Annotated in this window: 24 protein-coding genes; 15 read left to right on the top strand and 9 right to left on the bottom strand. The window is 73.3% G+C overall.

The window, feature by feature from the left end:
• Positions 1-29: 29 nt before the first annotated feature.
• Positions 30-248 (bottom strand): helix-turn-helix transcriptional regulator, encoded by a 219-nt coding sequence (locus tag OG559_RS02685; protein ID WP_405111975.1) that lies wholly within the window; start codon positions 246-248, stop codon positions 30-32.
• A 512-nt stretch (positions 249-760) separates the two neighbouring features.
• Here OG559_RS02685 and OG559_RS02680 point away from each other — a divergent pair.
• From OG559_RS02680 to OG559_RS02645, 8 genes are all read left to right on the top strand, one after another.
• Positions 761-1,078: a hypothetical protein gene (locus OG559_RS02680; RefSeq protein ID WP_405111973.1), complete on the top strand. Its 318-nt coding sequence runs from the start codon at positions 761-763 to the stop codon at positions 1,076-1,078.
• 92 nt (positions 1,079-1,170) lie between these two features.
• Complete coding sequence (locus tag OG559_RS02675; protein ID WP_007075500.1) at positions 1,171-1,407, top strand: HTH domain-containing protein; 237 nt, start codon at positions 1,171-1,173, stop codon at positions 1,405-1,407.
• The gene (locus tag OG559_RS02670) at positions 1,407-1,985 is read left to right on the top strand and encodes a Clp protease N-terminal domain-containing protein (protein ID WP_405111968.1); all 579 of its coding nucleotides are present in this window, start codon (positions 1,407-1,409) and stop codon (positions 1,983-1,985) included. Before OG559_RS02675 ends, OG559_RS02670 begins: the two co-directional genes overlap by 1 nt.
• A gap of 135 nt (positions 1,986-2,120) precedes the next feature.
• Entirely contained in the window at positions 2,121-3,125 is a 1,005-nt protein-coding gene (locus tag OG559_RS02665; RefSeq protein WP_405111965.1) for a diacylglycerol/lipid kinase family protein, read from the top strand.
• A complete protein-coding gene (locus OG559_RS02660) occupies positions 3,118-4,119 on the top strand; it encodes a YihY/virulence factor BrkB family protein (protein ID WP_405111962.1) in 1,002 nt (333 codons plus the stop codon). Before OG559_RS02665 ends, OG559_RS02660 begins: the two co-directional genes overlap by 8 nt.
• Before the next feature lie 79 nt (positions 4,120-4,198).
• Positions 4,199-5,689 (top strand): phosphatase PAP2 family protein, encoded by a 1,491-nt coding sequence (locus tag OG559_RS02655; RefSeq protein ID WP_405111959.1) that lies wholly within the window; start codon positions 4,199-4,201, stop codon positions 5,687-5,689.
• Positions 5,690-5,696: 7 nt separating this feature from the next.
• Positions 5,697-6,500 carry an endonuclease/exonuclease/phosphatase family protein gene (locus OG559_RS02650; protein WP_405111956.1) on the top strand — a complete coding sequence of 268 codons (804 nt, stop codon included), beginning with the start codon at positions 5,697-5,699 and terminating at the stop codon, positions 6,498-6,500.
• Positions 6,501-6,576: 76 nt separating this feature from the next.
• The gene (locus tag OG559_RS02645; protein ID WP_405111954.1) at positions 6,577-7,305 is read left to right on the top strand and encodes a hypothetical protein; all 729 of its coding nucleotides are present in this window, start codon (positions 6,577-6,579) and stop codon (positions 7,303-7,305) included.
• 319 nt (positions 7,306-7,624) lie between these two features.
• Here the strand turns inward: OG559_RS02645 and OG559_RS02640 are convergent, their stop codons facing one another.
• Together OG559_RS02640 and OG559_RS02635 are read right to left on the bottom strand one after the other, a co-directional pair.
• Positions 7,625-8,428 carry an alpha/beta fold hydrolase gene (locus OG559_RS02640; RefSeq protein ID WP_405111951.1) on the bottom strand — a complete coding sequence of 268 codons (804 nt, stop codon included), beginning with the start codon at positions 8,426-8,428 and terminating at the stop codon, positions 7,625-7,627.
• A gap of 44 nt (positions 8,429-8,472) precedes the next feature.
• Positions 8,473-9,435: a TIGR03557 family F420-dependent LLM class oxidoreductase gene (locus OG559_RS02635; protein WP_396673234.1), complete on the bottom strand. Its 963-nt coding sequence runs from the start codon at positions 9,433-9,435 to the stop codon at positions 8,473-8,475.
• Positions 9,436-9,952: 517 nt separating this feature from the next.
• On the opposite strand from OG559_RS02635, the gene OG559_RS02630 reads away from it, so the two are divergent.
• Positions 9,953-11,326: a cellulase family glycosylhydrolase gene (locus OG559_RS02630; protein WP_405111948.1), complete on the top strand. Its 1,374-nt coding sequence runs from the start codon at positions 9,953-9,955 to the stop codon at positions 11,324-11,326.
• Between the two features lie 511 nt (positions 11,327-11,837).
• On the opposite strand, the gene OG559_RS02625 is transcribed toward OG559_RS02630, so the two are convergent.
• Entirely contained in the window at positions 11,838-12,908 is a 1,071-nt protein-coding gene (locus OG559_RS02625) for a MerR family transcriptional regulator (protein WP_405111945.1), read from the bottom strand.
• Positions 12,909-13,203: 295 nt separating this feature from the next.
• On the opposite strand from OG559_RS02625, the gene OG559_RS02620 reads away from it, so the two are divergent.
• Both OG559_RS02620 and OG559_RS02615 read left to right on the top strand, forming a co-directional pair.
• Positions 13,204-13,962 (top strand): SDR family NAD(P)-dependent oxidoreductase, encoded by a 759-nt coding sequence (locus tag OG559_RS02620; protein WP_396673231.1) that lies wholly within the window; start codon positions 13,204-13,206, stop codon positions 13,960-13,962.
• A 310-nt stretch (positions 13,963-14,272) separates the two neighbouring features.
• A complete protein-coding gene (locus tag OG559_RS02615) occupies positions 14,273-15,289 on the top strand; it encodes a sporulation protein (RefSeq protein ID WP_405111942.1) in 1,017 nt (338 codons plus the stop codon).
• Between the two features lie 72 nt (positions 15,290-15,361).
• Here OG559_RS02615 and OG559_RS02610 read toward each other — a convergent pair whose 3' ends face one another.
• A complete protein-coding gene (locus OG559_RS02610; RefSeq protein ID WP_405111939.1) occupies positions 15,362-15,757 on the bottom strand; it encodes a hypothetical protein in 396 nt (131 codons plus the stop codon).
• 235 nt (positions 15,758-15,992) lie between these two features.
• Here OG559_RS02610 and OG559_RS02605 point away from each other — a divergent pair, with 235 nt between their 5' ends.
• Complete coding sequence (locus tag OG559_RS02605; RefSeq protein WP_387024857.1) at positions 15,993-16,400, top strand: hypothetical protein; 408 nt, start codon at positions 15,993-15,995, stop codon at positions 16,398-16,400.
• A gap of 99 nt (positions 16,401-16,499) precedes the next feature.
• Here the strand turns inward: OG559_RS02605 and OG559_RS02600 are convergent, their stop codons facing one another.
• Positions 16,500-18,716 (bottom strand): HelD family protein, encoded by a 2,217-nt coding sequence (locus OG559_RS02600; protein WP_405116324.1) that lies wholly within the window; start codon positions 18,714-18,716, stop codon positions 16,500-16,502.
• Between the two features lie 224 nt (positions 18,717-18,940).
• Between OG559_RS02600 and OG559_RS02595 the strand changes: the two genes are divergently transcribed.
• Positions 18,941-19,567, top strand: a complete 627-nt coding sequence (locus tag OG559_RS02595; protein WP_405111936.1) for an SGNH/GDSL hydrolase family protein — start codon at positions 18,941-18,943, stop codon at positions 19,565-19,567.
• 111 nt (positions 19,568-19,678) lie between these two features.
• Here OG559_RS02595 and OG559_RS02590 read toward each other — a convergent pair whose 3' ends face one another.
• Complete coding sequence (locus OG559_RS02590) at positions 19,679-21,331, bottom strand: tetratricopeptide repeat protein (RefSeq protein ID WP_405111933.1); 1,653 nt, start codon at positions 21,329-21,331, stop codon at positions 19,679-19,681.
• Between the two features lie 60 nt (positions 21,332-21,391).
• The gene (locus OG559_RS02585) at positions 21,392-21,853 is read right to left on the bottom strand and encodes a MarR family winged helix-turn-helix transcriptional regulator (RefSeq protein ID WP_396673221.1); all 462 of its coding nucleotides are present in this window, start codon (positions 21,851-21,853) and stop codon (positions 21,392-21,394) included.
• A 47-nt stretch (positions 21,854-21,900) separates the two neighbouring features.
• On the opposite strand from OG559_RS02585, the gene OG559_RS02580 reads away from it, so the two are divergent.
• Together OG559_RS02580 and OG559_RS02575 are read left to right on the top strand one after the other, a co-directional pair.
• Complete coding sequence (locus OG559_RS02580) at positions 21,901-22,422, top strand: VOC family protein (protein ID WP_405111930.1); 522 nt, start codon at positions 21,901-21,903, stop codon at positions 22,420-22,422.
• Between the two features lie 49 nt (positions 22,423-22,471).
• Entirely contained in the window at positions 22,472-23,392 is a 921-nt protein-coding gene (locus tag OG559_RS02575) for a hypothetical protein (protein WP_405111927.1), read from the top strand.
• 92 nt (positions 23,393-23,484) lie between these two features.
• Here OG559_RS02575 and OG559_RS02570 read toward each other — a convergent pair whose 3' ends face one another.
• Positions 23,485-23,667, bottom strand: a complete 183-nt coding sequence (locus tag OG559_RS02570; protein ID WP_405111924.1) for a DUF4236 domain-containing protein — start codon at positions 23,665-23,667, stop codon at positions 23,485-23,487.
• Positions 23,668-23,764: the final 97 nt, after the last annotated feature.

Below are 23,764 nucleotides of genomic sequence, written 5' to 3'. Positions count from 1 at the left end.
CGCCTCCCACAGGGGACGTTTGGTCAGCCCTACTCTTCTTCGTCCGCTGACGGCCGGGGCTGGCGGTAGTCCCGGATGTATGCCTCGACTGCGGATCGCAGCCACACCGAACCACCCTGCAAGGTCTGGAACGGGGGCGGAAACTTCGGTTGGGCGATGATCTGGCGCAGTCGAGAGCGCCCCACGCCGAGCATGGCCATCATCTCCGCCGGGCCGACGAGCGGCCCCGGTACCTCCGGCTCACCCATGCAAAACAAGGTAGACATGGGCATGTCTACCCAATTTAGCAGCGGACGATCTGGCCCTGCAAAACTATGTCCTGAAGGATCTAGCCTGCCAAATTTGACAGGGGTGTAGCGGGCGGTGTGTGATCGGTGGCGCGGTACCCCCGCCCTGGTTGAGCTGGGCTCGGCGGGGCGGGGTGCCGCAGAAACCGGACCCCGTGGGAGGGCATCGATGGCGCTGCAGGACGCCCGACACCTCGAACTCGTGAAGCTGCGCCAGGACTTTCGATGGGACTCCTGTGTCTCGTGGATCTGGAGGGGCAGGGACCGGCTTGACCTCACCCGGGCGGCGGGCACGTCCGGTGCGGCCGGATCGGTCGTACGCCGGGCCAGGACGCGGTGACTGCGCGTCGGCTGCCCCTGCTGATCCTGGATGCCTGGCGTGCCCTCGACTGGCATAAGCACCGGCGGTGTGCCGCTTGTCGCCCGAGCGGCGGGTGCCCCCTGGTCGAGGTGGCCAAGGCCCGGATCAGGGCATGGCGACGCTACGGCCCTCGCCGATGATCGAACTCAAGGCCGGCGACGTCCTTCACGTAACCGCCGCGTGCAGCGTGCAGTTCACCGAGCCGATGATGTTCCGCCTGATCAAGGTTCGGCACGACCTGGTCACCTACGACCACTGGATCTGGCTCGACGGCTACCAGCTCGACGCCAAAGGCGAGGCCACGGCCCGCCGGGAGATCTTCGTCCAGCCGGCGGGATTGACGGTCCAACGACGGGCCGCCCCAGCGCCCGTCATCGCCAAACACGACAGTGGTCAACCAGGGCGGTCCAGATCGAACGTGCGGGCCTGAGCCGTATCGGCGGGTATCCCCGCATGGGTCGGGCCGCCGATCGAGCGTCAACTTTCGTTGACACGCGGGCCCTGTCAATGTAGGTTGACGACATGAGTCAGGCGACGGAACTCGCGGCGGCGGCCGGCAGCACCGATCCCCGGGTCGGTCTGCGCGCCGTGCGCGCCCTGCGCCGGCTCCTCGAACGGCTGGAGGTGGTCCAGGTGGACAACGCCCGACGACAGGGCTGGTCCTGGCAGGAGATCGCCGACGCCCTCGAGGTCAGCCGGCAGGCGGTCCACAAGAAGCACGCCGGGCGACCGGCGGTCCCGAGCACCTGGGAGGCGTGATGTTCGAACGGTTCACCGACCGGGCCCGCGAGGTGGTCCGGGCGGCCCGCGACGAGGCGCGGGCCACCGGCCGGCGCCAGATCGACACCGAGCACCTGCTGCTCGCCGTCCTCGCCGACGCCGACAGCCTCGCGGCACGGCTGCTGCGCGACGCCGGCATCCGCGACGACGACCTGCGCGCCGCCGTCGCCCGGCACACCGCCGACGGCGGAGCGGGGCTCGCCGAGGCCGACATCGCCGCGCTGCGCGAGATCGGCATCGACCTCTCCGCCGTCGTCGCCCGCGTCGAGGAGTCCTTCGGCCCCGACGCGCTGCGCGAGGCCACCCCCGGCCCGCGCCGCCGCTGGGGTCGCCGGCAGCCGCCCGGCGGAGTGTTCTCGCCACGGGCGAAGAAGGTGCTGGAACTGGCGCTGCGCGAGGCGCTCGGGCTGAAGCACCGGCACATCGGCACCGAGCACATCCTGCTCGGCCTGCTCCGCGAGGCCGGCGGAACGGCCGCCCTGGTGCTCACCGAGGCCGGGCTCGACCTGGCCGACCTGCGTCCCCGGGTGGAGAACGCCCTGCGGATGGCGGCCTAGAAGGGGAGGGAGGGGCACTTCCCGGCCTCCGATGGGCGGAAGTGGCCCCTCCCTCCCCGCAAACCTGTTTTCGGTGCGCGCAACCTCACCGGTCGCCGGGTCGCCGCCCGGTCGGAGTTGTTGCACACTGGCGCCGTGGATGCTGAGCAGGACACGCGTTCGACCGCCGCCGTCGGCGGGTTGCGCTCCGCGGTGGTGGTCAACCCGGTGAAGGTGACCGATCTCGACGAACTGCGCGAGACCGTCGACGCCGCCCTCACCGCCGCCGGCTGGCCCCAGCCGCTGTGGTTCGAGACCACCCCCGACGACCCGGGCCGAGGTCAGACCGAGGAGGCCGTCAAGGCGGGCGTCGACGTGGTCTTCGCCTGCGGCGGGGACGGCACCGTGATGTCCTGCGTCAGCGGCCTGGTCGGCACCGACGTGGCCCTGGCCGTCCTGCCCCAGGGCACCGGCAACCTGCTCGCCGCCAACCTCGGCCTCTCCACCGACCTGGCCGCCGGGCTGGAGGTGGCCGTCGAGCGGGGGCGCCGACAGCTCGACGTCGGCGCGGTCGAGGACAACTACTTCACCGTCATGGCCGGGATGGGCTTCGACGCGCAGATGCTCGACGCCACCTCGGAGACCACCAAGGCCCGTATCGGCTGGCCCGCGTACGTCATGGGGGCCGCCCGGCACCTGCGGGACCGGCCGATGAAGGTCTCCATCCGCATCGACGACCGGCCGCGGTTGCGCCGCCGGGCCCGCTCGGTGCTGGTCGCCAACGTCGGCCGGCTCCAGGGCGGGGTCACCCTGCTCGCCGACGCCGAACCGGACGACGGCTGGCTCGACGTCGCGGTGCTCACCCCGCGTACGCTGCGGCACTGGCTGGCCATGGGCTGGGCGTTGGTCCGGCGCCGGGGCAGCGTGCCCCAAATGGAGGTCTTCCGCGCCCGCAAGGTGGAGATCACCAGCAACCGACCCCAGCCGCGCGAGCTGGACGGCGACCTCATCTCCCCCGGGCGGCGGCTCGTGGCGGAGATCCGTCCCCGCGCCCTGTGGCTCTGCGTGCCGCAGCCCGAGGAGACGCCCGACCTCGCCGTCGACGCGTCCGCAGCCGGGGAGCGGGGCGAGGCGCTGGTCGAGGAGGCGCGCCGTGAGTAGCACGAAGCTGGTGCCGGAGACCCGGCTGATGTCCGACCAGGAGCTGTCGGCCGACGACGCCTGGCACACGCTGCGCCGGCAGGGCGGCTGGTGCCTGCTGCGGGACGCGTTCGTCCGGTTCCGCTACGGCGACGGATTCAGCCACTCCCGGGCGTTCGCGTTGCAGCTCTGCCTCGCCGTGGTGCCGTTCCTGATCGCCCTCACCGGCCTGATCACCGACCTCGGCGCCGACGCGGGCGGCGAGGTGGTCGCCGACACCGTCCTCGCCCTGACCCCCGGGCAGAGCGATGCGATGGTGCAGGACCTGCTGGTCGACAGCGAGCGCACCGAGGACGCCGGCGAGTTGGCGCTGACCCTCGGCCTGCTCACCGGCCTCTTCGCGCTCACCACCACCATGGCGCAGATCGAGCGGGGCGCGAACCGGATCTACGGCGTCGAGCGGGACCGTCCGGCGCTGTGGAAATACCTGCGCGCCGCCGTGCTCGCGGTCGTCGCGGGCGTCCCGGCGCTGACCGGCTTCCTGATCCTCGTCGGCGGCGGGGCGATGGGCGACTCGGTGCGGCGGCACTACAAGTGGGGCGAGTTCGCCCACGGCGCGTGGGACGTGGTCCGCTGGCCGCTGAGCCTCGGGCTGACCGTGCTCGCCGTGGCCCTGCTGTTCCGGCACGCGCCCCGACGCAACCAGCCCGGCCTGTCCTGGCTGTTCTTCGGCGCCGGCATCGCCACCGCGCTGTGGTGGCTGGCCAGCCTGCTGCTCGCCGTGTACGTGCAGGTCAGCGAAGGGTTCGGCCAGACGTACGGTGCGCTGACCGGGATGATGGCGCTGCTGCTCTGGGCCAACCTCACCGGGATGGCGCTGTTCGGCGGGCTGGCCTTCGCCGCCCAACTCGAGGCGATGCGGATCGGCGTGCAGGAGCCGGCCCAGCCGGACCGGTGGCAGCCCGAGGCCGAGCGCGAGGAGATCCACGACACCGGCGAGATGACCTCGCTCTGACCCGTCGGCGACACCCCCGGTGTACGCGCGGCCCGAACCGGGTAAACCGCCTCGCCAGGACAGACAAGGGAGGTGCGGGATGACCGCGGTCAAAGAGGCGGTGCGGCGACCACTCGGCCATTTCGCTGAGCGGAGCATCGCCGGGCTGGCGGTCGTCGCCGGCGCGGGGGTCGCCTTCGGTCTGCTGCTGATGCTCGTACGCTTCCACTGGAGCCCGCTGAACGACGCCGACCACGAGGTCGCGGAGTGGTTCAACGGGCTCGTCGCGCCGCACGGCGCCCTGGTGACCGTGCTTCAGGCGATCACCGATCTCGGCGGGCGGCCGGTGCTGATCTGGCTGGTCAGCGTCGCCGTGATCGGGCTGCTGATCCGGCGTCAGGCCCGGCTGGCCGTCTACCTGATCATCACCGGGGTCGGCGGGCTGATCCTCGACCCGTCGCTGAAGGCCCTGGTCGGTCGGCTTCGCCCGGTGGTGGACGTGCCGATCGCCAGCGCCCCCGGCAACAGCTTCCCCAGCGGGCACGCCCTCGGCTCGTTCGTCGCGTACGGGGCGCTGCTGCTGGTGTTCCTGCCGGCCATGGCGCCCCGCTGGCGCAAGCCGGCGATCGCCATCGCCGCGGCGCTGGTGGCGCTGATCGGGCTGACCCGCATCGCGCTGGGCGTGCACTACGTCTCGGACGTGATCGGCGGCTGGCTGCTCGGCGCGGCCTGGTTGGGCGTCACCGCGTACGCCTTCCGGCTGTGGCGGCGCGAGCGCGGCCGGCCGGTGCCGCCGCTGACCGAGGGCCTGGAGCCCGAGGTGGGGCACGACATCGCCCCCGCCCCGGCCGAGGAGCACGTGCTGGATCACCCCCGCTCCACCGTCGCCGAGCTGCTGGTCGGCTGGGTGCTGGTGTTCGGCGCCCTGTACGCCTTCGGCACGTTCGTCAGCTACCACGCCAAGGACACCTTCTTCGGCACCCTGGACACCGAGGTGCCGCGCTGGTTCGCCGAGCGGCACACCGACACGCTGACCGACGTGAGCTGGTGGTGGAGCAAGCTCGGCGACACCCACGCGATCCTGATCGTCTCGCTGGTCTTCTGCCCGCTGGTGCTCGCCGTGTGGCGGCGCTGGCGGCCGGTGCTCTTCGTGGCGCTGGCGATGTTCGGCGAGCTGACCCTCTTCCTCGCCTCCGCCCACGTCGTCGACCGGCCCCGCCCGCCGGTGGAGAACCTGGACGGGCAGATGCCCACCTCGTCCTTCCCGTCCGGGCACATCGCCGCCACCATCTGCGTCTGGCTGGCCATCGCGGTCATCGTGTTCCCCCGCACCGACCGCTGGTGGCGGTGGATCTTCGTGGCCCTGGCCGTGATCATGCCGGTCGGCGTGGCCACCTCCCGGATGTACCGGGGCATGCACCACCCCACCGACTTCATGGGCGCGATCCTGCTCAGCGCCCTGTGGATCGGCCTGCTCTACTGGGCGATCCGTCCCAACGCCGACCTGGCCGAGGGCAACCAGCCGGCCATCAACTCCGAGCAGGTCGACGAGCTGGACGACGAGCTGGCCAAGGCCGGCCGGCCGGACTGACCGCGCCATGCTGCGGGTGATGACCTGGAACATCAGGACGGGCGGCCGGGACCGGACAGGTCCCGGCCGGCTGGACCGGGTGGCCCGGGTCGTCACCGCGCAGCGGCCGGACCTGCTGGCCGTCCAGGAACTGCGGGGCTTCGACTCCGGCGACGTGCTGGCCGGGTTCGCCGCCGAGGTGGGCATGCGGCCGTACCTGGCCCGTTCCTGCCTCGGCCAGCCGGTGGCGGTGCTGGTCCGCGCGCCGCTGCGGGTGCTCGCGGCGGGCCCGGTCCGCCGCCCGTTCCACCACGCCGCCGTACGGGTCACCGTGGCCACCGACGCCGGGCCGTTCACCGTGTCCGCCGCCCACCTCGACCCGTACACCGGGCTGCGGCGGCGGATCGAGGCCGGCTGGCTGGCCGCCGCCGTCCGCCGGGCCCCCGGGGAGCTGGCGCTGCTGGCCGGGGACCTGAACACCCTCGACCCTGGCACCGATCACACCGCCCGGGTCGCCCGGCTGCCGCCCGCGTACCGCCGCCGTCACCTGCGCCGGGACGGCCGGACGGTGGAGACCCGGGCGGTGGCCCGACTCGCCGCCGCCGGGCTGGTCGACCTGTACGTGGCGCGCGGGCCCGGCGACGAAGGGCTGACGGCGCCCACCCGGCACGGCGGCGGTGCCGAGTTCTCCGGCATGCGGCTGGACTACCTCTTCGGCACCCGTGCACTGGCCCGGCTGGTCCGGTCCTGCGAGGTGCGGCGCGGCGGCGACACCGAGTACGCCTCCGACCACTATCCGGTGCTCGCCGAGCTCGACCTGAGCCCGGCCTGACCGGCCCGCCCCGCGCCCCGGCCCGGCGTGCCCTCCCGGGGCGACCGCCTTCGCCGGAGCTTTCTACGCTCGGCCCGTGAACACCGCCCCGACCGGGCAACCGGAACCGCATCCGCTGCTCGCCGTGATCGCCCGGGGCGTGGCCCTGGTCGTGGTGCTGCCCGTACGGCTGGTCTGGGAACTGCTGGCCGGCTTCGCCCGGTGGCTGGCCCGGTGGCTGCTCAGCCCGCTCGGTCGGGCCCTGCGGGCCTGGGTGCTGCGCCCGCTCGCCTGGCTCCTGGACCGGCTGGTCCGGATGCCGCTGGTGTGGCTGACGAAGCACCTGCTCTGGCACCCGCTGGTCTGGGTCTTCCGGACGCTGGTCCGGCCCGTGGCGCGCTTGCTCGTGGGGGCGGCCGACTGGCTGATCCGCAACGTGCTGGTGCCCCTGGTGCGGCTGCTGATGCGGGCCTTCGGCCCGGCGCTGGCCGCCGTCGGGCGCGGGCTGTGGTGGCTGCTGCGGCTCGTGGCCGATGCCCTCGGGTACGCCTGGCGGCTCACGGGCCGCATCGTCAACGTCCTCTACCGGCTACTGCTCCGCCCGATCGGCCGGGCCCTGCGCTGGCTGTGGCGGCATACCGCCGTCCCGTTCGGCCGGGCCCTGCGCGGGGTATGGCGGCACACTGCCGTCCCGTTCGGCCGGGCCCTGCGCGCCGTCTGGCGGGCCACGGTCACCCCGACAGTCCGCTGGCTCCGCGACTCGATCCTGACCCCGATCCGCCAAGCCACCCGCGACCTCCTGACCGCCCTCGGCCTCCGCCGCTAACCCATCCCGCCCACCCCGGCCCCTCTCCACCCCGAACCCGGTCGATCTTGCACTTCGGCCCCGGCGAAAGGGGCAAAAGCCTCATCGCGGGGGCCGCAAGTGCAAGATCGCGGGAGCGGGGAGCGGGGAGCGGGGAGCGGGGGCGGGGAGCTGGGGTGGGAGCTGGGGTGGGGAGTGGGGGTGGGGTTAGAGGAGGAGGTTGAGGAGGACGGTCAGGGCGATCGAGGCCAGGACCGAGAAGAGGATCATCAGGAGACAGCCGAGGCCACCGCCGAGCGGGCGGATCTCCGTGTTGCCGATGCGCATGGCGGTCCTTGTCCTAGTGCGGGGCGAGCAGGGCGCGTACGGCTGCGGCGACCTCGGCCGGGGCGGTGGTGGCGACATTGTGGGCGGCGCCCGGGACGACAGCCGTGCGGGCGTTCGGCACCAGGCGGGTGAGCTGGTCCCGCCAGGCGGCCGGTGCCACCGGGTCGCGGGAGCCAGCGATCACCAGGGTGGGCACGGCGACCCGGGCGGCGTCCGCCTCGATCGCGTTGCGCACCGAGTGCGAGAGGGTGGCGTACACCCGCGGAGGGCGGGCGTCCCAGACATCGCGGAGCAGGAGCGGGGTCTGCAATGGCGCCTCGCGCAGGGTGTCGGCCAGCCAGCGGCCGAACAGTCCCCGCCGGGTGCGGGCGGCCGGGTCGCTGGTCGGCCCGGCCAGCACCAGCGCCCGGACCCGCCCGGGGTGGCGGGCGGCCAGCGCGGCGGCCACCTCCGCGCCGAACGAGTGCCCCAGCACACACGCTGGCGGCAGCCCGTACGCGGTCAGCCACGCCGCCAGGTGCTCGGCGTGCCGGGTGACGTCGTACGCGCCGGATGGGTGGGCGCTGAGTCCGAAGCCGGGCAGGTCCGGCACGTACACCGGGTGGGTGGGCGCCAGCGCCAGGGCCAGCGGGGTGAAATAGCGGTGCGACACCGCCAGCCCGTGCACCAGCACCACGGGTGGGGCACCGGTGCGCGGGTCGGCAGTGCGGCGGGTGTGTGTACGCAGGCCGTCGACCAGCCGCCACTCGCTGGTCAGCCCGGCGGCGGGCCGGGGGGCGGCCAGGGCGAGCCGCAGTTGCGCCGGGGAGAACCCCACCGGTGGGGCCGCAGCGGACGGGCCCCTCGGCCGGACCGTCGCCGTCACAGCTCGCGGAGCCGGGGGAGCAGTTCCTCCCGGGCCCAGTCCAGGAACATCGGCTGGGTGTCGCCGCCGACCTGGACGAGCGCGACGTGGGTGAAGCCGGCGTCGACGAACTTCTTGAACGCCTCCACGTGCCGGTCGGTGTCCGGGCCGCAGGAGATCCCCTCGGCGACATCCTCCTCGCGGACGAACTGGCTCGCGGCGGCGAACGAGTCCGGCCCGGGCAGGTCGGCGTTGACCTTCCAGCCCAACCCGAACCAGCGGAACTGGTCGTGCACGATCTTGCGGCACTCCGCCTCGTCCGGGCCGTAGCAGATCGCCACCTGGCCGTACCGGGGCTGGCCCGCGCCGCCCGCCTCGTCGTACATCTGGATGATGTGCGGGTCCGGCTCGGTGGCGACGATCCCGTCCGCGTAGTCGGCGGCCAGCGTCGCCGACTGCCGGCCGGACGCGGCGACGGCCATCGGCACCGGGCGGCCGGGCCGGTCCCAGACGTACGCGTCGGGGACGTCGTAGTGGTTGCCGGAGAAGGTCAGCGTCTCGCCGTTGAGCAGCGGCCGGATGATCTGCAACGCCTCCTCGAACATCTCGTGCCGCTGCTGCACGTGCGGCCAGCCGCCGACGATGTGCTCGTTGAGGTTCTCCCCGGCGCCCAGGCCGAGGGTGAACCGGCCGTCCGAGAGCACCCCGATCGTGCTGGCCTTCTGCGCCACGACGGCGGGGTGGTAGCGGCGGAGCGGGCAGGTCACGAAGGACATCAGCTCGGCCCGGCTGGTGGCGTGGGCGACCGCGCCGAGCACCGACCAGGCGTACGGGGCGTGGCCCTGGGAGTCCAGCCAGGGGTAGTAGTGGTCGGAGATCACGAGCTGGTCGAAGCCGGCAGCCTCGGCACGCACCGCGTGGTCCACCAACTCCTTGGGGCCGGCCTGCTCGCACATCAGGGTGTAACCGACGTTGACCATCGCGACATCTCCTTCGCTCTCCCGATCATCCCCGGATACCCCGACCGCCCGTAGCCAACCCTCGGATCCGCTTCGCCCCAGCCCCAGCCCCGCCCGCGCATGCCCGCGCCGCCCCCGCATGCCCGCCCCGCGCCCGCATTTTCTGGGAAAGAGTGGTCATTCCAGCGGGGATGGCCACTCTTTCCGTGAATGAGTGGGGGGTGGAGACGCGCATTAACCGGTTCAGGGGTGCTGGGTTGTGGGGATGGTCGGCGGAGCGCGATGGGGGTGCGGGTGTTTCGGGAGGCTTCGCCGATCGCCCAGCAGAGCCCGTGGGGGTGCCGCAGGCGCGCGGGCCCGCCACGGGGTCCCGATATCCGGCACCCACTCACTGAACCGGTTGCTCCGGACGGGACATCGGCTTACGCTGATCCCTGCGCCGTCGGGAGCCGGACGGGCGACTGACGGGCCAGTCGCCTTCTACGTCACCACCACCGCACCCCCGCCTGGGCACGGGGACCCCTCCCTGAGGAAGGCCATGAGAAAACGTCTCTCCGTCGCGGGCGTCGCCCTGCTGACGGTTCTCGCCGCCGTGTTCGCCTTCGGGCAGCCGGCGCACGCCGCCGCCGGCTTCTCCGTCGCCAACGGCAAGCTGTACGACGCCAACGGCACCGAATTCGTCATGCGGGGCGTCAACCACGCCCACACCTGGTATGCCCAGCAGACCAGCTCCTTCGCCAACGTCAAGGCGCTCGGCGCGAACACCGTGCGGGTGGTGCTGGCCAGCGGCGACCGCTGGGCCAAGAACGACACCGCCGACGTCGCCAACGTCATCTCGCTGTGCAAGGCCAACAAGCTGATCTGCGTGCTGGAGGTGCACGACACCACCGGCTACGGCGAGCAGAGCGGCGCGATCACCCTGGACCGGGCGGTCGACTACTGGCTGAGCATCTCCAGCGCCCTCGCCGGCCAGGAGAAGTACGTCATCGTCAACATCGGCAACGAGCCGTACGGCAACCAGGGCTACGGCACCTGGGCCACCGACTCGGCCAACGCGATCAAGCGGCTGCGCGCCGCCGGCCTGACGCACACCATCATGGTCGACGCCCCGAACTGGGGCCAGGACTGGTCGTTCACCATGCGCGACAACGCCGCGTCGGTCTTCGCGGCCGACCCGCAGAAGAACACCGTCTTCTCCATCCACATGTACGGCGTCTTCGACACCGCCGCGGAGATCAGCGACTACCTCGGCCGGTTCCGCACCGCGAAGCTGCCGATCGTGGTCGGTGAGTTCGGCTTCGACCACTCCGACGGCAACCCGGATGAGGACACCATCCTGTCCTACAGCCAGGCCAACGGGATCGGCTATCTCGGCTGGTCGTGGAGCGGCAACGGCGGCGGCGTCGAGTACCTCGACATGGCCACCAACTTCAACCCGGCGGCCCTGACCACCTGGGGTCAGCGGATCTTCAACGGGGCCAACGGCATCAGGGCGACGTCGAGGGAGGCGTCGGTGTACGGCGGGCCCACCCCGACGACGCCCCCGCCCACCACGCCCCCGCCGACGACGCCCCCGCCCACCACGCCGCCGCCCACGACTCCGCCGCCCACCGGCGGCTGCACGGCGACGTACACGATCGTCAACCAGTGGCAGGGCGGCTTCCAGGGCGAGGTCAAGGTGACCGCCGGCTCCGCCGCCATCACCGGCTGGACGGCGAGGTGGACGTACGCCAACGGCCAGACCGTCACCCAGTCCTGGAACGCCACGGTGACCAGCAGCGGGTCGGCCGTGACCGCCCGCAACGTGGCCTACAACGGCAGGCTCGGTGCCGGGGCCAGCACCAGCTTCGGCTTCATCGGCAGCTCGGGCGGCACCAACACCGTCCCCGCCGTCACCTGCACCGCATCCTGATACCCCGCGGTGGCCGGGTCCGCACGGACCCGGCCACCCTCCTTTCGGGTACGTGGACCCAGCCGCCAACGTTTCCGGCACGCCGACGTGCGGCGCCGGTCTCGGCGCTGGTGTCGACCGCAGGCGCTGACGTCGGTTGGGGCGCTGGCGCCGACGTCGGCTCAGGCGCTGGAGTCGTCGTCGACCGACGGGTCACACCTGCACGATCGCCTTTGCTCTGCTGCCCCCTGTGCAACGCTCGCGGAGTGTGACGCTTCCGGTCGCCTGATCGGGCCGGCCCGAGATGTGGAGCGGCTGCGCGTTGCTAGGGCTGCGCGGTGAAGCGGCTCTGTGGTGAAGCGGCGCTGCGCGGTGCTGGTGTTGCGGTGACGGCAGCAGAGCAAAGGGGGCGAGTTGGTGACCTGCCTGGCATCCAGGCTCATCCCCTGGACGGCAGGCCGCGGCGCGCGCGATACCACGCCACGGCCTGCCCCGCCGTCGAAGCTCGCACGGCGGACTTCGATACCGGCCCTCACGCCGCCACGACGTCGGCGATGACGCAGGCGATGTTGTCGGGCGCCCCGGCGGCGTGCGCCAGCTCGACCAGCCGCGCCACGACCTGGTCGGGTTCGTCGCCCGCCGCGAGCGCGGAGTGCAGCGCCGCCCGGTCGACAACCGAGGAGAGCCCGTCGGAGCACAGCAGGTAGCGGTCCCCCTCGACGGCGGTGCGCAGTGCCAGGTCCGCCTCGACGTAGGCCCCACCGGTGCCGAGGGCCCGTACCAGCAGGGCCCGCTGTGGGTGTGCGGCGGCCCCGGCCGGGTCCAGCCTGCCCTGGTCGACGAGCGACTGTACGTAGGTGTGGTCCCGGGTCAGCGGGAACAGCTCGCCCCCGCGCAGCAGGTACGCCCGGGTGTCGCCGACGTGCACCAGCGCCAGTTGGGAACCGGAGCGCAGCAGCGCGGTCAGGGTGGTGACCGGCCGGTGCTCCGCCTCGGCAGCCTCGCGCACGGCGCGGTCGGCGTCGGCGACCGCGCCGGCCAGCAGCGTGAGCAGCTCGGCGGCCGGCACGTCGGCCAGTTCCAACGGTCGGAGTGCGGCAATGGCGGCGGCGCTCGCGGCGGCGCCGCCGGGGCCACGCATGCCGTCGGCGACGGCCAACAACCGCTCGCCGGCGTACGCGGCGTCCTCGTTGCTGTCCCGCAAGGCCCCGGTGTCGCAGCGGGCGGCGTGGCGGATGCCGAGGACGGGGGTCGGATCGGACATGGTGGTGCTCCCTCCGGACAGGACGTCGACGAGGAGGGTGGCGAGGCGACCCCGGGCCGCCGTGTCGGCGCTGACCCGCCGCCAGTACGCGTCGACCGCCTCGGCCGCCGCCGCGGGCCGGAGCCCGCAGACGGTGCGGATCTCGGCCAGCGGCATGCCAATGCGGCGGAGCGCGGCGATCAGTCGGGCCTGTTCCACCTGGTCCGGGGCGTAGAGCCGGTACCCCGACTCGGGATCGACTGCGGCCGGGTGCAGCAGCCCCACCTCGTCGTAGAGCCGCAACGCCTTCGGCGTCAGGCGTACCGCCTTGGCGAATGCCCCGATGGTCAGCAGCGCCACGTCGACATCCTCCTCGTGCCGGTCGCGGCGACCGGCACGGACCAGGCTGGGGCCTCCCCGAGGGGCAAGGTCAAGTGTGGGGCCGGGCTGGCGGGTCCGAAGGCGGCGGACAACTCGGCCTTTCGACATCGAAAACGCAGCGGTACCGACCGAGGTTCGCGCCCTTCGCCCCCACCCGCCCGGGGCTTTCGGCCCTGCGGGTCGCAGCCTCTCCTGACAGCATGGAAGGAGAGGTCTCCCGTGCGGGACCTGGACGGATGAGCCCGCCGCGGGGGCCGGGGAATGGAGAATGGTCATGAGCGAGCAGCGTTTCGCCGGACGGGTCGCGGTCGTGACCGGAGCCGGATCGGGTATCGGGCAGGCGGTCGCCCAGCAGCTTGCGGCAGAGGGAGCCACGGTCATCGGCTGTGACGTCGATGCCGAGGGTCTCGCCACGACCACCAAGCTCATGGAGGAGGACGGCCACCCCGGGACGATGATCGTCGCCGACATCACGGCGCAGGCCGACATCGACCGGATCGTCGCCGCGCTGCCAGACCGACGCGTCGACCTGTTGGCCAACGTGGCGGGGGTCATGGACCACTTCATCCCCGTCACGGAACTGGACGACGCCACCTGGGACCGCGTCCTGGCGGTCAACCTCACTGGTCCCATGCGGCTGTGCCGGGCCATGCTGCCGCTGATGACGGCGCGGGGCCGGGGTGCGATCGTCAACGTCGCCTCCATCGGCGGCCTCACCGGAGCGGTCGCCGGCAGCGCGTACGTCTCCTCGAAGCACGGGCTGGTCGGCCTGACCCGCTCGATCGCCAACCTGTACGCCGAGGACGGCGTTCGGGCCAACGCGGTCTGCCCCGGCGGCGTCCAGACCAACATCGGCCGCAGCGCCGCGCCGAAGGTTCCGTGGGCGTACCAGCGTCTGGAGCGGTCGTTCGGACGGGTCACCCGGACGGCCACGCCCGCCGAGGTCTCCACGCTGGTCTGCTGGCTGGGCTCCGACGAGGCGATCAACGTCAACGGGGCCGTCGTCGCCTCCGACGGAGGCTGGACCTCCTGAGTCTTTTCGGGGTGCAGGGCGGGAAGCTGGAGGCCGACCGACCCCAGCACCACGCCGGGCAGGGTGACCCCGCCGGGCAGCCAACCGGGCTCGGCGAGCTGCGACACGGCCGGCTCCGGCACGCCGGCCACCGGCCGCACCGCGTACCGGCGGGCCTGGTCCAGCCCCGGCAGCCGCACCGGGCCCGGAATCGCAGGCGACACGCCGTGTCCCTACTTCCCAGACAATTCACAGCGGTGCTGGCTAGTCTGCCCCGGTCAGCCGCCAGCGTTCCATGGTGGAGCGCGGTGACCGTCACGCGGAGGGTCCGATGGTCTTCAAGAAGATGTTGAGCGCGTTTGGCGTGGGCGGTCCCACCGTGGACACCGTCCTGACCAACCCGAACACTCGGCCGGGGCTCGCCCTCGACGGCCAGGTCAACCTGGTCGGCGGCGATGCGTCGGCGGCCATCGAGCAGATCGTCGTCGGCCTGGTCACCCGGGTCGAGATGGAGAGCGGCGACGGCGAGTACGCCGGCGTGATGGAGTTCCACCGGCTGCCGGTCGCCGGGGCGTTCGAGCTGGCCCCGAAGCAGCAGCTCTCGATCCCCTTCCAGCTTCCGATGCCGTGGGAGACCCCGATCACCGACGTGTACGGCCAGCGCCTGCACGGCATGACGATGGGGCTGCGCACCGAGGTGGCGGTGGCCCGGGCGGTCGACAAGAGCGACCTCGACCAGGTCAACGTCCATCCGCTGCCGGTGCAGGAGCGCATCATGGACGCCTTCGCCCGGCTCGGCTTCCGGTTCAAGGGCGCCGACCTGGAGCGCGGCCACATCCGCGGCACGCAGCAGACGCTGCCGTTCTACCAGGAGATCGAGTTCTTCGCCGCGCCGCAGTACGCGCAGCTCATCAACGAGGTCGAGCTGACCTTCGTGACCGGCCCTCAGGGCATCGACGTGGTGCTGGAGTGCGACAAGCGGGGCGGCTTCCTCAGCGCCGGCCACGACGTCTTCGGCCGGTACACCGTGGCGCACACGGACGCCGACCGGGTCGACTGGGCGCAGGTCGTCGACGGCTGGCTCCAGGAGACCACCTCCCGCTACGGCGGCCTGCGCGCGCAGGGCTTCGGCGCTCCCCCCGGCTACGGGGCACCGCACGGCTACCCGACGCAGCACGGGCACGGCGGCCACGGGCACGGCGGCCACGGCCGGGGCGTCGGGATGGGCGGCGTCGTCGCGGGCGTGGCGCTCGGCGCCGTCGGCGGGATGGTCGCCGGCGAGATGATCGAGGACGCGGTCGAGGGCGACTTCGCCGAGGACTGGGGCTCCGGCGGCGACGAGGAGTGACGTGAAGGACGACGGTGGCCCTCCGGGATTCTCCCGGAGGGCCACCGTGCTGCTCGGAGCTGATCCGTGCGGTCAGTGCCTGCTCTTGCGCTCCGTGCCGCTGCGGAAGCTGCTGCCGGCCTTGGCCAGACCCCGGCTACCGAGGTAACCGATGCTCAGCAGCGTGATGAAGAACCAGGCCTGCGGGGCGCGGAAGATGTCCACCCCGACCGAGTTCTTGCCGACCAGGTACGACGCGGCCAGCACGCCGATCACCGAGGCGACGTAGACCCAGAACTCCGTTGTCATGAAGGCCTGCTTGGTCTCCGTACCCGGTGCCTGCATCGGCTCGCGGTGCCCGTCGTGCATCATCGGCATCTGCCGGGTGGGCGCTTCGTTCATCGCGCGGTTCGGCATGTCGTTCATCGCGCGGTTCGGCGCTTCCTGGGTCCGGTTCGTCGACCTGGTGGATGCAGCCTGCGTGCTCATCTTGTCCTCCTCAGGATGCGATGAGTCCTACCTGCGCTCCCTCGCCCCGCTACCGCGTTTCGGCCACGGCACGGTTGGCGTTCTCGGCGGGGGCAACCCCCGACTACCCGGGGGTCCGTCGAGGTAACACCCGCCGGCCCACCGAATGGCGGCGTCAGCGTGGGCCTGGCGTGGGGTTTGGTCGGCCGGCACCCGGGCACGCAGGACGATCCGACAGATCTGCGAGGTGATGGACGTGCGTGAGGACGACATGGTGCGGGAGTCCGCCCGTAAGGCCGAGCAACGGATCGCCGGCGGGGTGTACGGCCCGGGGGCCCTCGACGAGGTCACCGTGCCGCAGACCGACGAGACGCGGGTCCTCCAGGAGGAGGACCCGGGTGACCCGGCGGACGTCCCGATCGACCCGGAGGTGCTGCGCGACGGCGGCCCGACCCGGGGCCAGGGCGCGCTGACCACGACCGGCGGCACCGCCGGCCCGGCGAGCGTCCGGCGGGTGGCCCGGCAGCCGGAACGGCACCCGGGGAAGGTCGCACCGACCACCACCGGCGACGCCACCACGGGTGGCCTGAGCACCCCGGCGGGTGGCTCGACGAGTGACCAGTCGAGCAGCGCCAGCCAGGTCGGCGACTTCACCGACGAGTGAGACCGGCACTTTCACGGAATGAGTGGCTATTCGGCGCCGCGAGGCCACTGATTCCGTGAAAGTGCGCGGATGTCCCGGGTGGTGGGTGGGGGGTGGGGGTCAGGTGGGGCGGAGGATGCCCAGGCGTTGGGTGGCGCGGGTCAGGGCGACGTACAGGTCGCTGTGCCCGCGCGGGGACTCGGCCACGATCCGTTCCGGGTCGACCACCAGGACGGAGTCGAACTCCAACCCCTTGGCCTGCCCGACGGTCAGCACGACCACCCGGCTCTCCAACTCCGGGTGCTCGCCGACGGCCGCCTCCGGCAGCGCCGCGACCAGGGCGGCGCCCAGCTCGTCGACCCGGCCCGCGGGGACGATCACCCCGAGCCGCCCGTCGGCCAGCCCGGCCGCCTCGGCGACCGCCGCCCCGGTCAGCTCGCGGGGCAGCGCGTCCTCGGCGACCCGACGGTCCCACGGCGGCACCCCGCTCTCCCGTACGGAGCGCGGCGGGAGCAGGTGCGGGTCGATCTTCGTCAGCACCTCGGCGGCCACCGCCATGATCTCGGCGGGCGTGCGGTAGCTGACGGTCAGCTCCTCCAGCCGCCACCGCTGCGCCACGTACGGCTCCAGCGCGTCGGCCCAGGACGGGGTGCCGGCGAGCGCCCCGGTCTGCGCCACGTCCCCGACGATCGTCATCGACCGGCTCGGGCAGCGGCGCATCAGCAGCCGCCAGGCCATCGGCGACAGCTCCTGCGCCTCGTCGACGATCACGTGCCCGAACGCCCAACCCCGGTCGGCGGCGGCGCGCTGGGCGGCGGTCAGCCCGTCGGACTCCTCCTGGCGCTCCAGCAACTGGTCGGCGTCCAGCAGGTCGGTGACGCCGAGGATCTCGCCGCCCTCGGCCTCGTCCTCCACGTCGATGGAGCGGGAGCCCCGGGCGATCTCCAGCACGCCCTCGGCGTACTCGCGTTGGAAAGCCCGGATGCGCTGCCGGCGGGCCGCAGCGGTGCGGTCGTCCTCGCCGAGCAGCTCGGCGGCCTCGTCGAGCAGCGGCACGTCGGCCGGCGTCCAGCCTCCCGGCTCGCGGCGCAGCAGGGCCCGCTCGGCGTCGGTCAGCTCGGGCGCGGCGGCGGCGATCCGGTCGGGGTCGGCGTACAGGTCGGTGAGCAGGCGCTGCGGGGTGAGCACCGGCCAGAGTCGGTCCAGCGCGGCCCGCACCTCGGGCTCCTCGCGCAGCTCGCGGCGGATCTCCGCGACGTCGGCCTCGTCGAGCAGGTTCTCCCCGCCCAGCGGGTCCGCACCGATCCGGTCGGCCACCTGGTCGGCCAGGGCGTGCACGATCTCGACGTCGAAGACCGCGCGGGCCAGGTTGTGCGGCCGGCCGGTGCGGCGGGCGCGGTCCCGGGCCGCCCGGACGGTCTCCGGGTCCAGCCGCAGCACCTCCCGCTCGACCTCGATCTCCAGCGGTTCGTCGGGAACCCACTGCCGGTCCCGCACTGCCTCGGTGAGCACCTGCACCATCTCGGAACGGCCCTTGACCGCCGCGGCCTCCGCCGGTTCCGTCCGGCGGGCGCTGACCCCGGGAAAAAGGTCCCCGGGGGTACGCAGCAGCACGCCCGTCTCGGCCAGCGCCGGGAGCACCTGCGAGATGTAGCGCAGGAACGTCTCGTTCGGGCCGACCAGCAGCACGCCCCGGCTGGAGAGCACATTGCGGTGGGTGTAGAGCAGGTACGCCGCGCGGTGCAGGGCGACGGCGGTCTTGCCGGTGCCCGGGCCGCCCTGGACCACCAGCGTGCCGGGCAGGTCGGCGCGGATGATCCGGTCCTGCTCGGCCTGGATGGTCTCGACGATGTCGCGCATCCGGCCGGTCCGGCCGGCGGTGAGCGCGGCGAGCAGCGACGCCTCCCCGGTCAGCTCCTCGTGCGCGGTGGGGGAGGCGGCGGCCAGGTCGAGCACCTCGTCGTTGAGGGCCGTCACCTTGCGCTGCCGGGTCCGCAGGTGCCGTCGCCGCCGTACACCCTGCGGGTTGGCGGCGGTGGCCAGGTAGAAGGCCCGGGCGGCGGGGGCCCGCCAGTCCATCAGCAGCGGGTCGTAGTCGCCGCTGGTGTCGAAGATGCCGATCCGGCCGATGTAGTGGCGCGCGCCGTTGTCGGCGTCCAACCGGCCGAAGCAGAGCCCGTTCTCGACGGCGGAGAACTGTTCGACCTGTTCGGCGTACATCTGCACGGAGCTGTCCCGCTGCGACCGGGCCTGGAGGGTGCCGCCGGTGGTGTGCAGTTCCTCGGCGAGCCGCCGGGCGGCCTGTTCCCGCATGCCGTCCAGCCGGCCGTAGAGCATGGAGACGTACTCCTGCTCGGGGCCGATCTCATCGTCGTGCCGTAGCTCGTCGGGACCCGCGGAGTGCCTTGACAAGCCGTCTCCCTAGTGATTAGGATTGCATTCGGAACGGCAATTATCGCCGTTCCTTTTTTGTGCCTGAACTGCAAAAGATACCGTGCGACGACCTCTCCCACCAAGCGATCGGTCGGGAACCACCGCCGCCGGGGACGGAGTCGTGCGGGATGTTGCTGGGTGCCGGTCAGCGCGTCGTCTTCATCGGGGACAGCATCACCGACTGCGGCCGACGTGATGCCGCCGCCCCCTACGGTGTCGGGTACCCGAGTCTGGTCCGCGCGTTCGTCGACGCCCGGCACCCGGAGCGCGAGCTGACCTGGGTCAACCGGGGGATCAGCGGCAACACCGTCCGGGACCTGGCGGCCCGCTGGGACGCCGACGCGATCGGCGAGCGCCCCGACTGGCTCTCCGTGATGATCGGGATCAACGACATCTGGCGCGCGTTCGTCCCCGGCCGGGAGGCCGAGGCGGTGCCGATCGACGAGTACGAGCGCACCCTGCGCGCGCTGCTGCGCCGGGCCGTGGACGCCACGGGGTGCCGGCTGCTCCTCGCCGACCCGTTCCTCATCGAGGCCGACGTCGACGAGCCGCAGCGCGTCGAGACCGACCGGTACGCCGCCGTGGTGGCCGCCCTCGCCAAGGACTTCGACGCGGTGCACGTGGCCACCCAGGCCGCCTTCGACCGGGTGCTGCGGCACAGCCCGTCGAGCCGCTGGGCCGACGACCGGGTGCACCCGGGGCTGCCCGGCCACGCGGTCATCGCGGACGCCTTCCTGACCGCCCTGGCCGCCTGACGCCCACCGGCCCTGCCAGGCCGCACCGGCCCCACGCCAGAGCACCGACCGCACCCCGCCGCCCGCGACGTGCCGGCCCCGGTGGCCCGGTCTGCCGGCGGTGCATCCCGGTCAGCCGCGGTTCGTGCAGACCTGGCTGGTCCGGCCGACCGTCTCCACCGACCACACCACCGCCACGGTGAAGCAGTAGTCGTCGGCCCGGTCCAGGCCGTAGACCAGCAGGCTCGTGCTGCCCGGCGGGAGGGTCTCGAACGCGCGGGGCTCCTGCCCGGACTGGCCCTTGGCGAGCACCACCGGCCCGGTCGCGCCGGCCGGGTACGTCCAGCGCAGCGCGATGTTGTCCCGGTTGTCCCGGACGGTGAAGCCGCCCGGCGGGGTGCCGGGTGAGGCGGCGGCCCGTGGACTGGCCGACGCTCCGCCGGACGGTGCGCCGCCGGACGGGCCGCCACCCGGGGTGCTGGTGCCCGACGGGGCGGTGACCGAGGGCACCGGGCCGGGTGCCGGGCGGTCGACCCGGGCGACCCCGGCGATCACCGCCGCCGTGCCGAGCACCACCACGGTCACCCCGCCGAGCACCACGAGCGGGGTGAGCCGGCGCGGCGGGGGCGCGGGCGGGCGGGGGACCAGCACCGGGAGCAGCCGGGACCGGTCCTCCCGGGTCACGGGCGGGTGCACGGCCCGCACCCCGGCCGGCTCGTCGGCGGCACCGGCCAGGCCGGCGACCGTCGGGGGCAGCGAGCTCGCGGCCGGCCATCCCGGCTCGTCCGGCCACCGGTGGTCGTCCTCCGGGTACGGCCGGCCGCCCCGCTCGTCGCCGTCCGGGTACGGCCGGCCGCCCCGCTCGTCGTCGTCCCGGGGCCAGCCGTCGTCTCCGCCGGGGTACGCGGGGGCGTGGTGGGCCACCCCGTCCGGGGGCGTCCGGGGGGCGGGCACGGCCGGCGGGTACGGGTCGTCCTCCGGCGGCCACGCCGTCTGGTACGTCGGTGGTCCCTCGGCGGCCGGCGGGACGCGGGCTGCCGGGACCACGGGTGCCTCCGCCGGCTCCTCCCGGTCGACCGGGGGCGTCCGCGCACAGACGTGGTCGGGGTTGGCGGCGGCCCGGGCCAGGCCCGCCACCTGCACGGCGAGCGGGTCGTCCATGGCGAGGTGCTGCCGGCACAGCTCCCGGGCCAGGGCCAGGTGGTCGTGCGCCTCGGCGAACTCCCCGCAGTCGCGCTGCATCGCCCCGAGCCGGGCCAGCATCTTGATACCGCTGGAATGGCCGTCCCCGTACACCTCCCGGTGCAGCTCCCAGGCGTCCTGCAACCGCTCCCGGGCCACCTCGCACTGGCCGCGGGCGTACTCGACGGTGGCCAGGTCGGCGTGGGCGGCCAGCACCCGCAGCGACTCCGGCCCGTCGGAGGCGGTCAGCTCGATGATGACGTCGGAGTAGAGCCGGGCGGCGCGGGCGTAGCTGCCGACCCGGTGCAGCACCGCGGCGAGGGTCGCCGCCGCCGAGACCGTACGCGGGTCGGAGGGGCTGTACAGCCGGCTCGTGGCCGCGTACGTGAAAGCAGCCCAGCCCCGCGCCGAGTGGGGCTCGCCCAGCGCGACCAGCACACGGGCCTGGAGGCCGGCGGCGTCGGCCAGCTCGGGGGAGGCGTGGTCGGGGCGCGGATCGGCGTCGCTCAGCGCGTCGGAGAGCAGCTGTTGCGCGCCGGCCAGGTCGCCGGCGGACACCAGGTGGTGCGCCTGGACGGTCAAATCACCGAACGCGGAGGACACGCCCCATCGTGGCCGTCCCGCGACAATATGTACAACCCCCCGACTATCGCGATTCGGTCATCATCCGGTCAGGTGGTCGGCGAGCGTCTCGCTGATCCGGCGGAGCTGGTCCACCTGGGCGGGGCTGAGCGCGTCGAAGAGATGCCGGCGCACCCCCTCGACGTGGCCGGGCGCGGCGGCGGCGAGGGCGGCATACCCGGCGTCGGTGAGCGCGGCGACCTGCCCGCGCCGGTCGGTCGGGCAGTCCTCCCGCCGGATCCAGCCGGACGCCTCCAGCCTCGCGGCGGCGTGTGAGAGCCGGCTGCGCGAGGAGCCGGTCGCGTCGGCCAGATCGCCCATCCGCAGCCGCCGGTCGGGCGCCTCGGAGAGCCGGACCAGGATCTCGTAGTACGCGTGCGGCATGCCCGCGTCGCGTTGCAGCTCGCGGTCGAGCGTGTCCATCAGCGCCCGGGAGGCGGCGAGGTACGCCCGCCAGGTGCGTTGCTCGTCAGGGTCCAGCCAGCGGGTCATGGACACCAGCATAACCGAACTTGTTGAACGCTCAACCAAATCGCGCTAGCCTGGACGGCATGGGAATCCACCGCCTCAACCACGCCGTCCTCTACGTCTCCGACCTGGCCCGCAGCGTCGCCTTCTACCGTGACGTGCTGGGCTTCCGGGTCATCCCGATGACCCCCGACGGGTTCCGGGGCGCGGCCTTCCTCCAGGCCGCCGGCTCCACCAACGACCACGACCTCGGCCTGTTCGAGCTCGGCCGGGCCGCCGGCCGCTCCACCGCGGGCCGAGCCACCGTCGGCCTCTACCACCTGGCCTGGGAGGTCGACACCCTCGACGAGCTCGCCGTCACCGCCGAGCGACTGACCGCCGCCGGCGCCCTGGTCGGCAGCTCCGACCACGGCACCACCAAGAGCCTCTACGGACAGGACCCGGACGGGCTCGAGTTCGAGATCGTCTGGCTGATCCCGGCCGACCGGCTCGACGACGACGCCCTGGCCGCCCGCAAGCGGATCGGCCGCCTCGACCTGGACCGCGAGCGGCAGCGCTACGGCGGTCAGACCCGCGGCGGGGTGGGTATCTCCGTCCCGGCCTGACCGCCGGGGTGGGGAGCCGCGTCCCGGGCCGGTGGGGTAGAACGACAGCATGCCGACCGACACCGTCCTGCACGAGCTGCTCGCCCGACAGCTCGAAGCCTGGTTGCCCGCAGCGCTGCACCGCGCCCGGCGGGCCACCCTCGCCCTGGCGTACGCCGGGACCGACGCGGGGGGCGCGGACGCCGCGCTGCGGGCGGTGGCGGACCTCGCCGACCGGCTGCGCGGGTTCCGGCTGACCATCCTGGTGCTGGCCGACGGCGACCAGGCGCTGCCGGCCCGGTTGGGCGCGATCGAGGCGACCCTGCCCGCCGAGGTGACCGTGCACGTCATGCCCGGCGACCCGGGGCGGCTGCCGGTGGCGCTCAAGGCGGCCGGGGCGGTGGGCGCGCCGCTGCTGACCGTGGCCCACGGCGCGGACCCGACGCCGGCCCTGCTGGCCGCCGCGCGGGCCGGCCGCCCGGCCGACCTGCTGCTGGTCGACGGCCCCGGAGCGCCCCTCCGGCCGGCGCTGGACGCGGCCGGCTTCCCGCTGGTCACCGAGGCCCACCTGGTCGCGGCGACCGCCCCGGCGAAGCCGCCGGCCGGCGGGTCCGACGGGTGGCACATGGCGTTCGCGACCTCGTCGGACCGCAGCCTCCAGGCGTTCAAGGACGCGCTCTGGGCGGTCGCCTCCGGGATGCGCCTGCTCGACCCGGCCGACCCGCGGGGGCGGCCCTTCGATGTCGTCGCGGAGCCGGACCCGGGACCGCTGGCCCGGGAACTACTCGCCGAACTCGACCGCCACGGCCCGGGGACGGTCACCGAGCTGCGCCGACACGCCCTCACCGCGACGCCCTACCGGGCTGCCGACGCGACCCGGGCGGTGACCGGTCTGCTCGAATCGGGGGCGGTGACCCGCGACCCGGAGCACGGCCGGCTCGGCGGGGACGTGGTGATCACCGCAGCCCCGGGTGGCGGCCCGGCTGCCTGAGCCCCGGCACGTGGGGGGCGTGGTCAGGCCGTCGCCGGGACGGCGAGCGGGGCGCCGACGTCAGCGTCGGCGCCCCGCTCGAATCCGGGAGGTCAGGAGGCCCGGGACTTGTCCTGCTTCCACGACAGCGGACCGGGCAGGTCGACGCGGTGCGCCTTGGCCCGCGAGTTCCAGGACCATCGGCCGATCTTGATGCTCCACGAGGAGAAGCCGTTCTCGGTGAAGTTCAGGATGATCGGGCCGTACTTCTTGCGCTTACGGAACATGAGGCCCATCGCGGGGCTCCCTTCGTCACCAATCGTCTGCCGTGTCGAGATCGAACATGCCCGAAACGACGATTCGCGAAACCTCTCCAGGTCCCCACTGGACTGT

Source organism: Micromonospora sp. NBC_01405 (assembly GCF_045040155.1).
Classification (GTDB): Bacteria; Actinomycetota; Actinomycetes; order Mycobacteriales; family Micromonosporaceae; genus Micromonospora.
Note: the sequence above shows the minus strand (reverse complement) of the source record. Positions and strands in the feature narration are given on the sequence as shown.

Bases quoted from the DNA above. Each gene is read 5' to 3' on its own strand.
- OG559_RS02570 (WP_405111924.1), bottom strand. From the start codon at position 23,667: ATGGGCCTCATGTTCCGTAAGCGCAAGAAGTACGGCCCGATCATCCTG.
- OG559_RS02620 (WP_396673231.1), top strand. From the start codon at position 13,204: ATGAGCGAGCAGCGTTTCGCCGGACGGGTCGCGGTCGTGACCGGAGCC.
- OG559_RS02655 (WP_405111959.1), top strand. From the start codon at position 4,199: ATGACCGCGGTCAAAGAGGCGGTGCGGCGACCACTCGGCCATTTCGCT.
- OG559_RS02615 (WP_405111942.1), top strand. From the start codon at position 14,273: ATGGTCTTCAAGAAGATGTTGAGCGCGTTTGGCGTGGGCGGTCCCACC.
- OG559_RS02580 (WP_405111930.1), top strand. From the start codon at position 21,901: ATGGGAATCCACCGCCTCAACCACGCCGTCCTCTACGTCTCCGACCTG.
- OG559_RS02685 (WP_405111975.1), bottom strand. From the start codon at position 248: ATGGGTGAGCCGGAGGTACCGGGGCCGCTCGTCGGCCCGGCGGAGATG.
- OG559_RS02575 (WP_405111927.1), top strand. From the start codon at position 22,472: ATGCCGACCGACACCGTCCTGCACGAGCTGCTCGCCCGACAGCTCGAA.
- OG559_RS02610 (WP_405111939.1), bottom strand. From the start codon at position 15,757: ATGAGCACGCAGGCTGCATCCACCAGGTCGACGAACCGGACCCAGGAA.
- OG559_RS02670 (WP_405111968.1), top strand. From the start codon at position 1,407: ATGTTCGAACGGTTCACCGACCGGGCCCGCGAGGTGGTCCGGGCGGCC.
- OG559_RS02635 (WP_396673234.1), bottom strand. From the start codon at position 9,435: ATGGTCAACGTCGGTTACACCCTGATGTGCGAGCAGGCCGGCCCCAAG.
- OG559_RS02595 (WP_405111936.1), top strand. From the start codon at position 18,941: ATGTTGCTGGGTGCCGGTCAGCGCGTCGTCTTCATCGGGGACAGCATC.
- OG559_RS02680 (WP_405111973.1), top strand. From the start codon at position 761: ATGGCGACGCTACGGCCCTCGCCGATGATCGAACTCAAGGCCGGCGAC.
- OG559_RS02600 (WP_405116324.1), bottom strand. From the start codon at position 18,716: ATGCTCTACGGCCGGCTGGACGGCATGCGGGAACAGGCCGCCCGGCGG.
- OG559_RS02630 (WP_405111948.1), top strand. From the start codon at position 9,953: ATGAGAAAACGTCTCTCCGTCGCGGGCGTCGCCCTGCTGACGGTTCTC.
- OG559_RS02650 (WP_405111956.1), top strand. From the start codon at position 5,697: ATGCTGCGGGTGATGACCTGGAACATCAGGACGGGCGGCCGGGACCGG.
- OG559_RS02675 (WP_007075500.1), top strand. From the start codon at position 1,171: ATGAGTCAGGCGACGGAACTCGCGGCGGCGGCCGGCAGCACCGATCCC.
- OG559_RS02585 (WP_396673221.1), bottom strand. From the start codon at position 21,853: ATGCTGGTGTCCATGACCCGCTGGCTGGACCCTGACGAGCAACGCACC.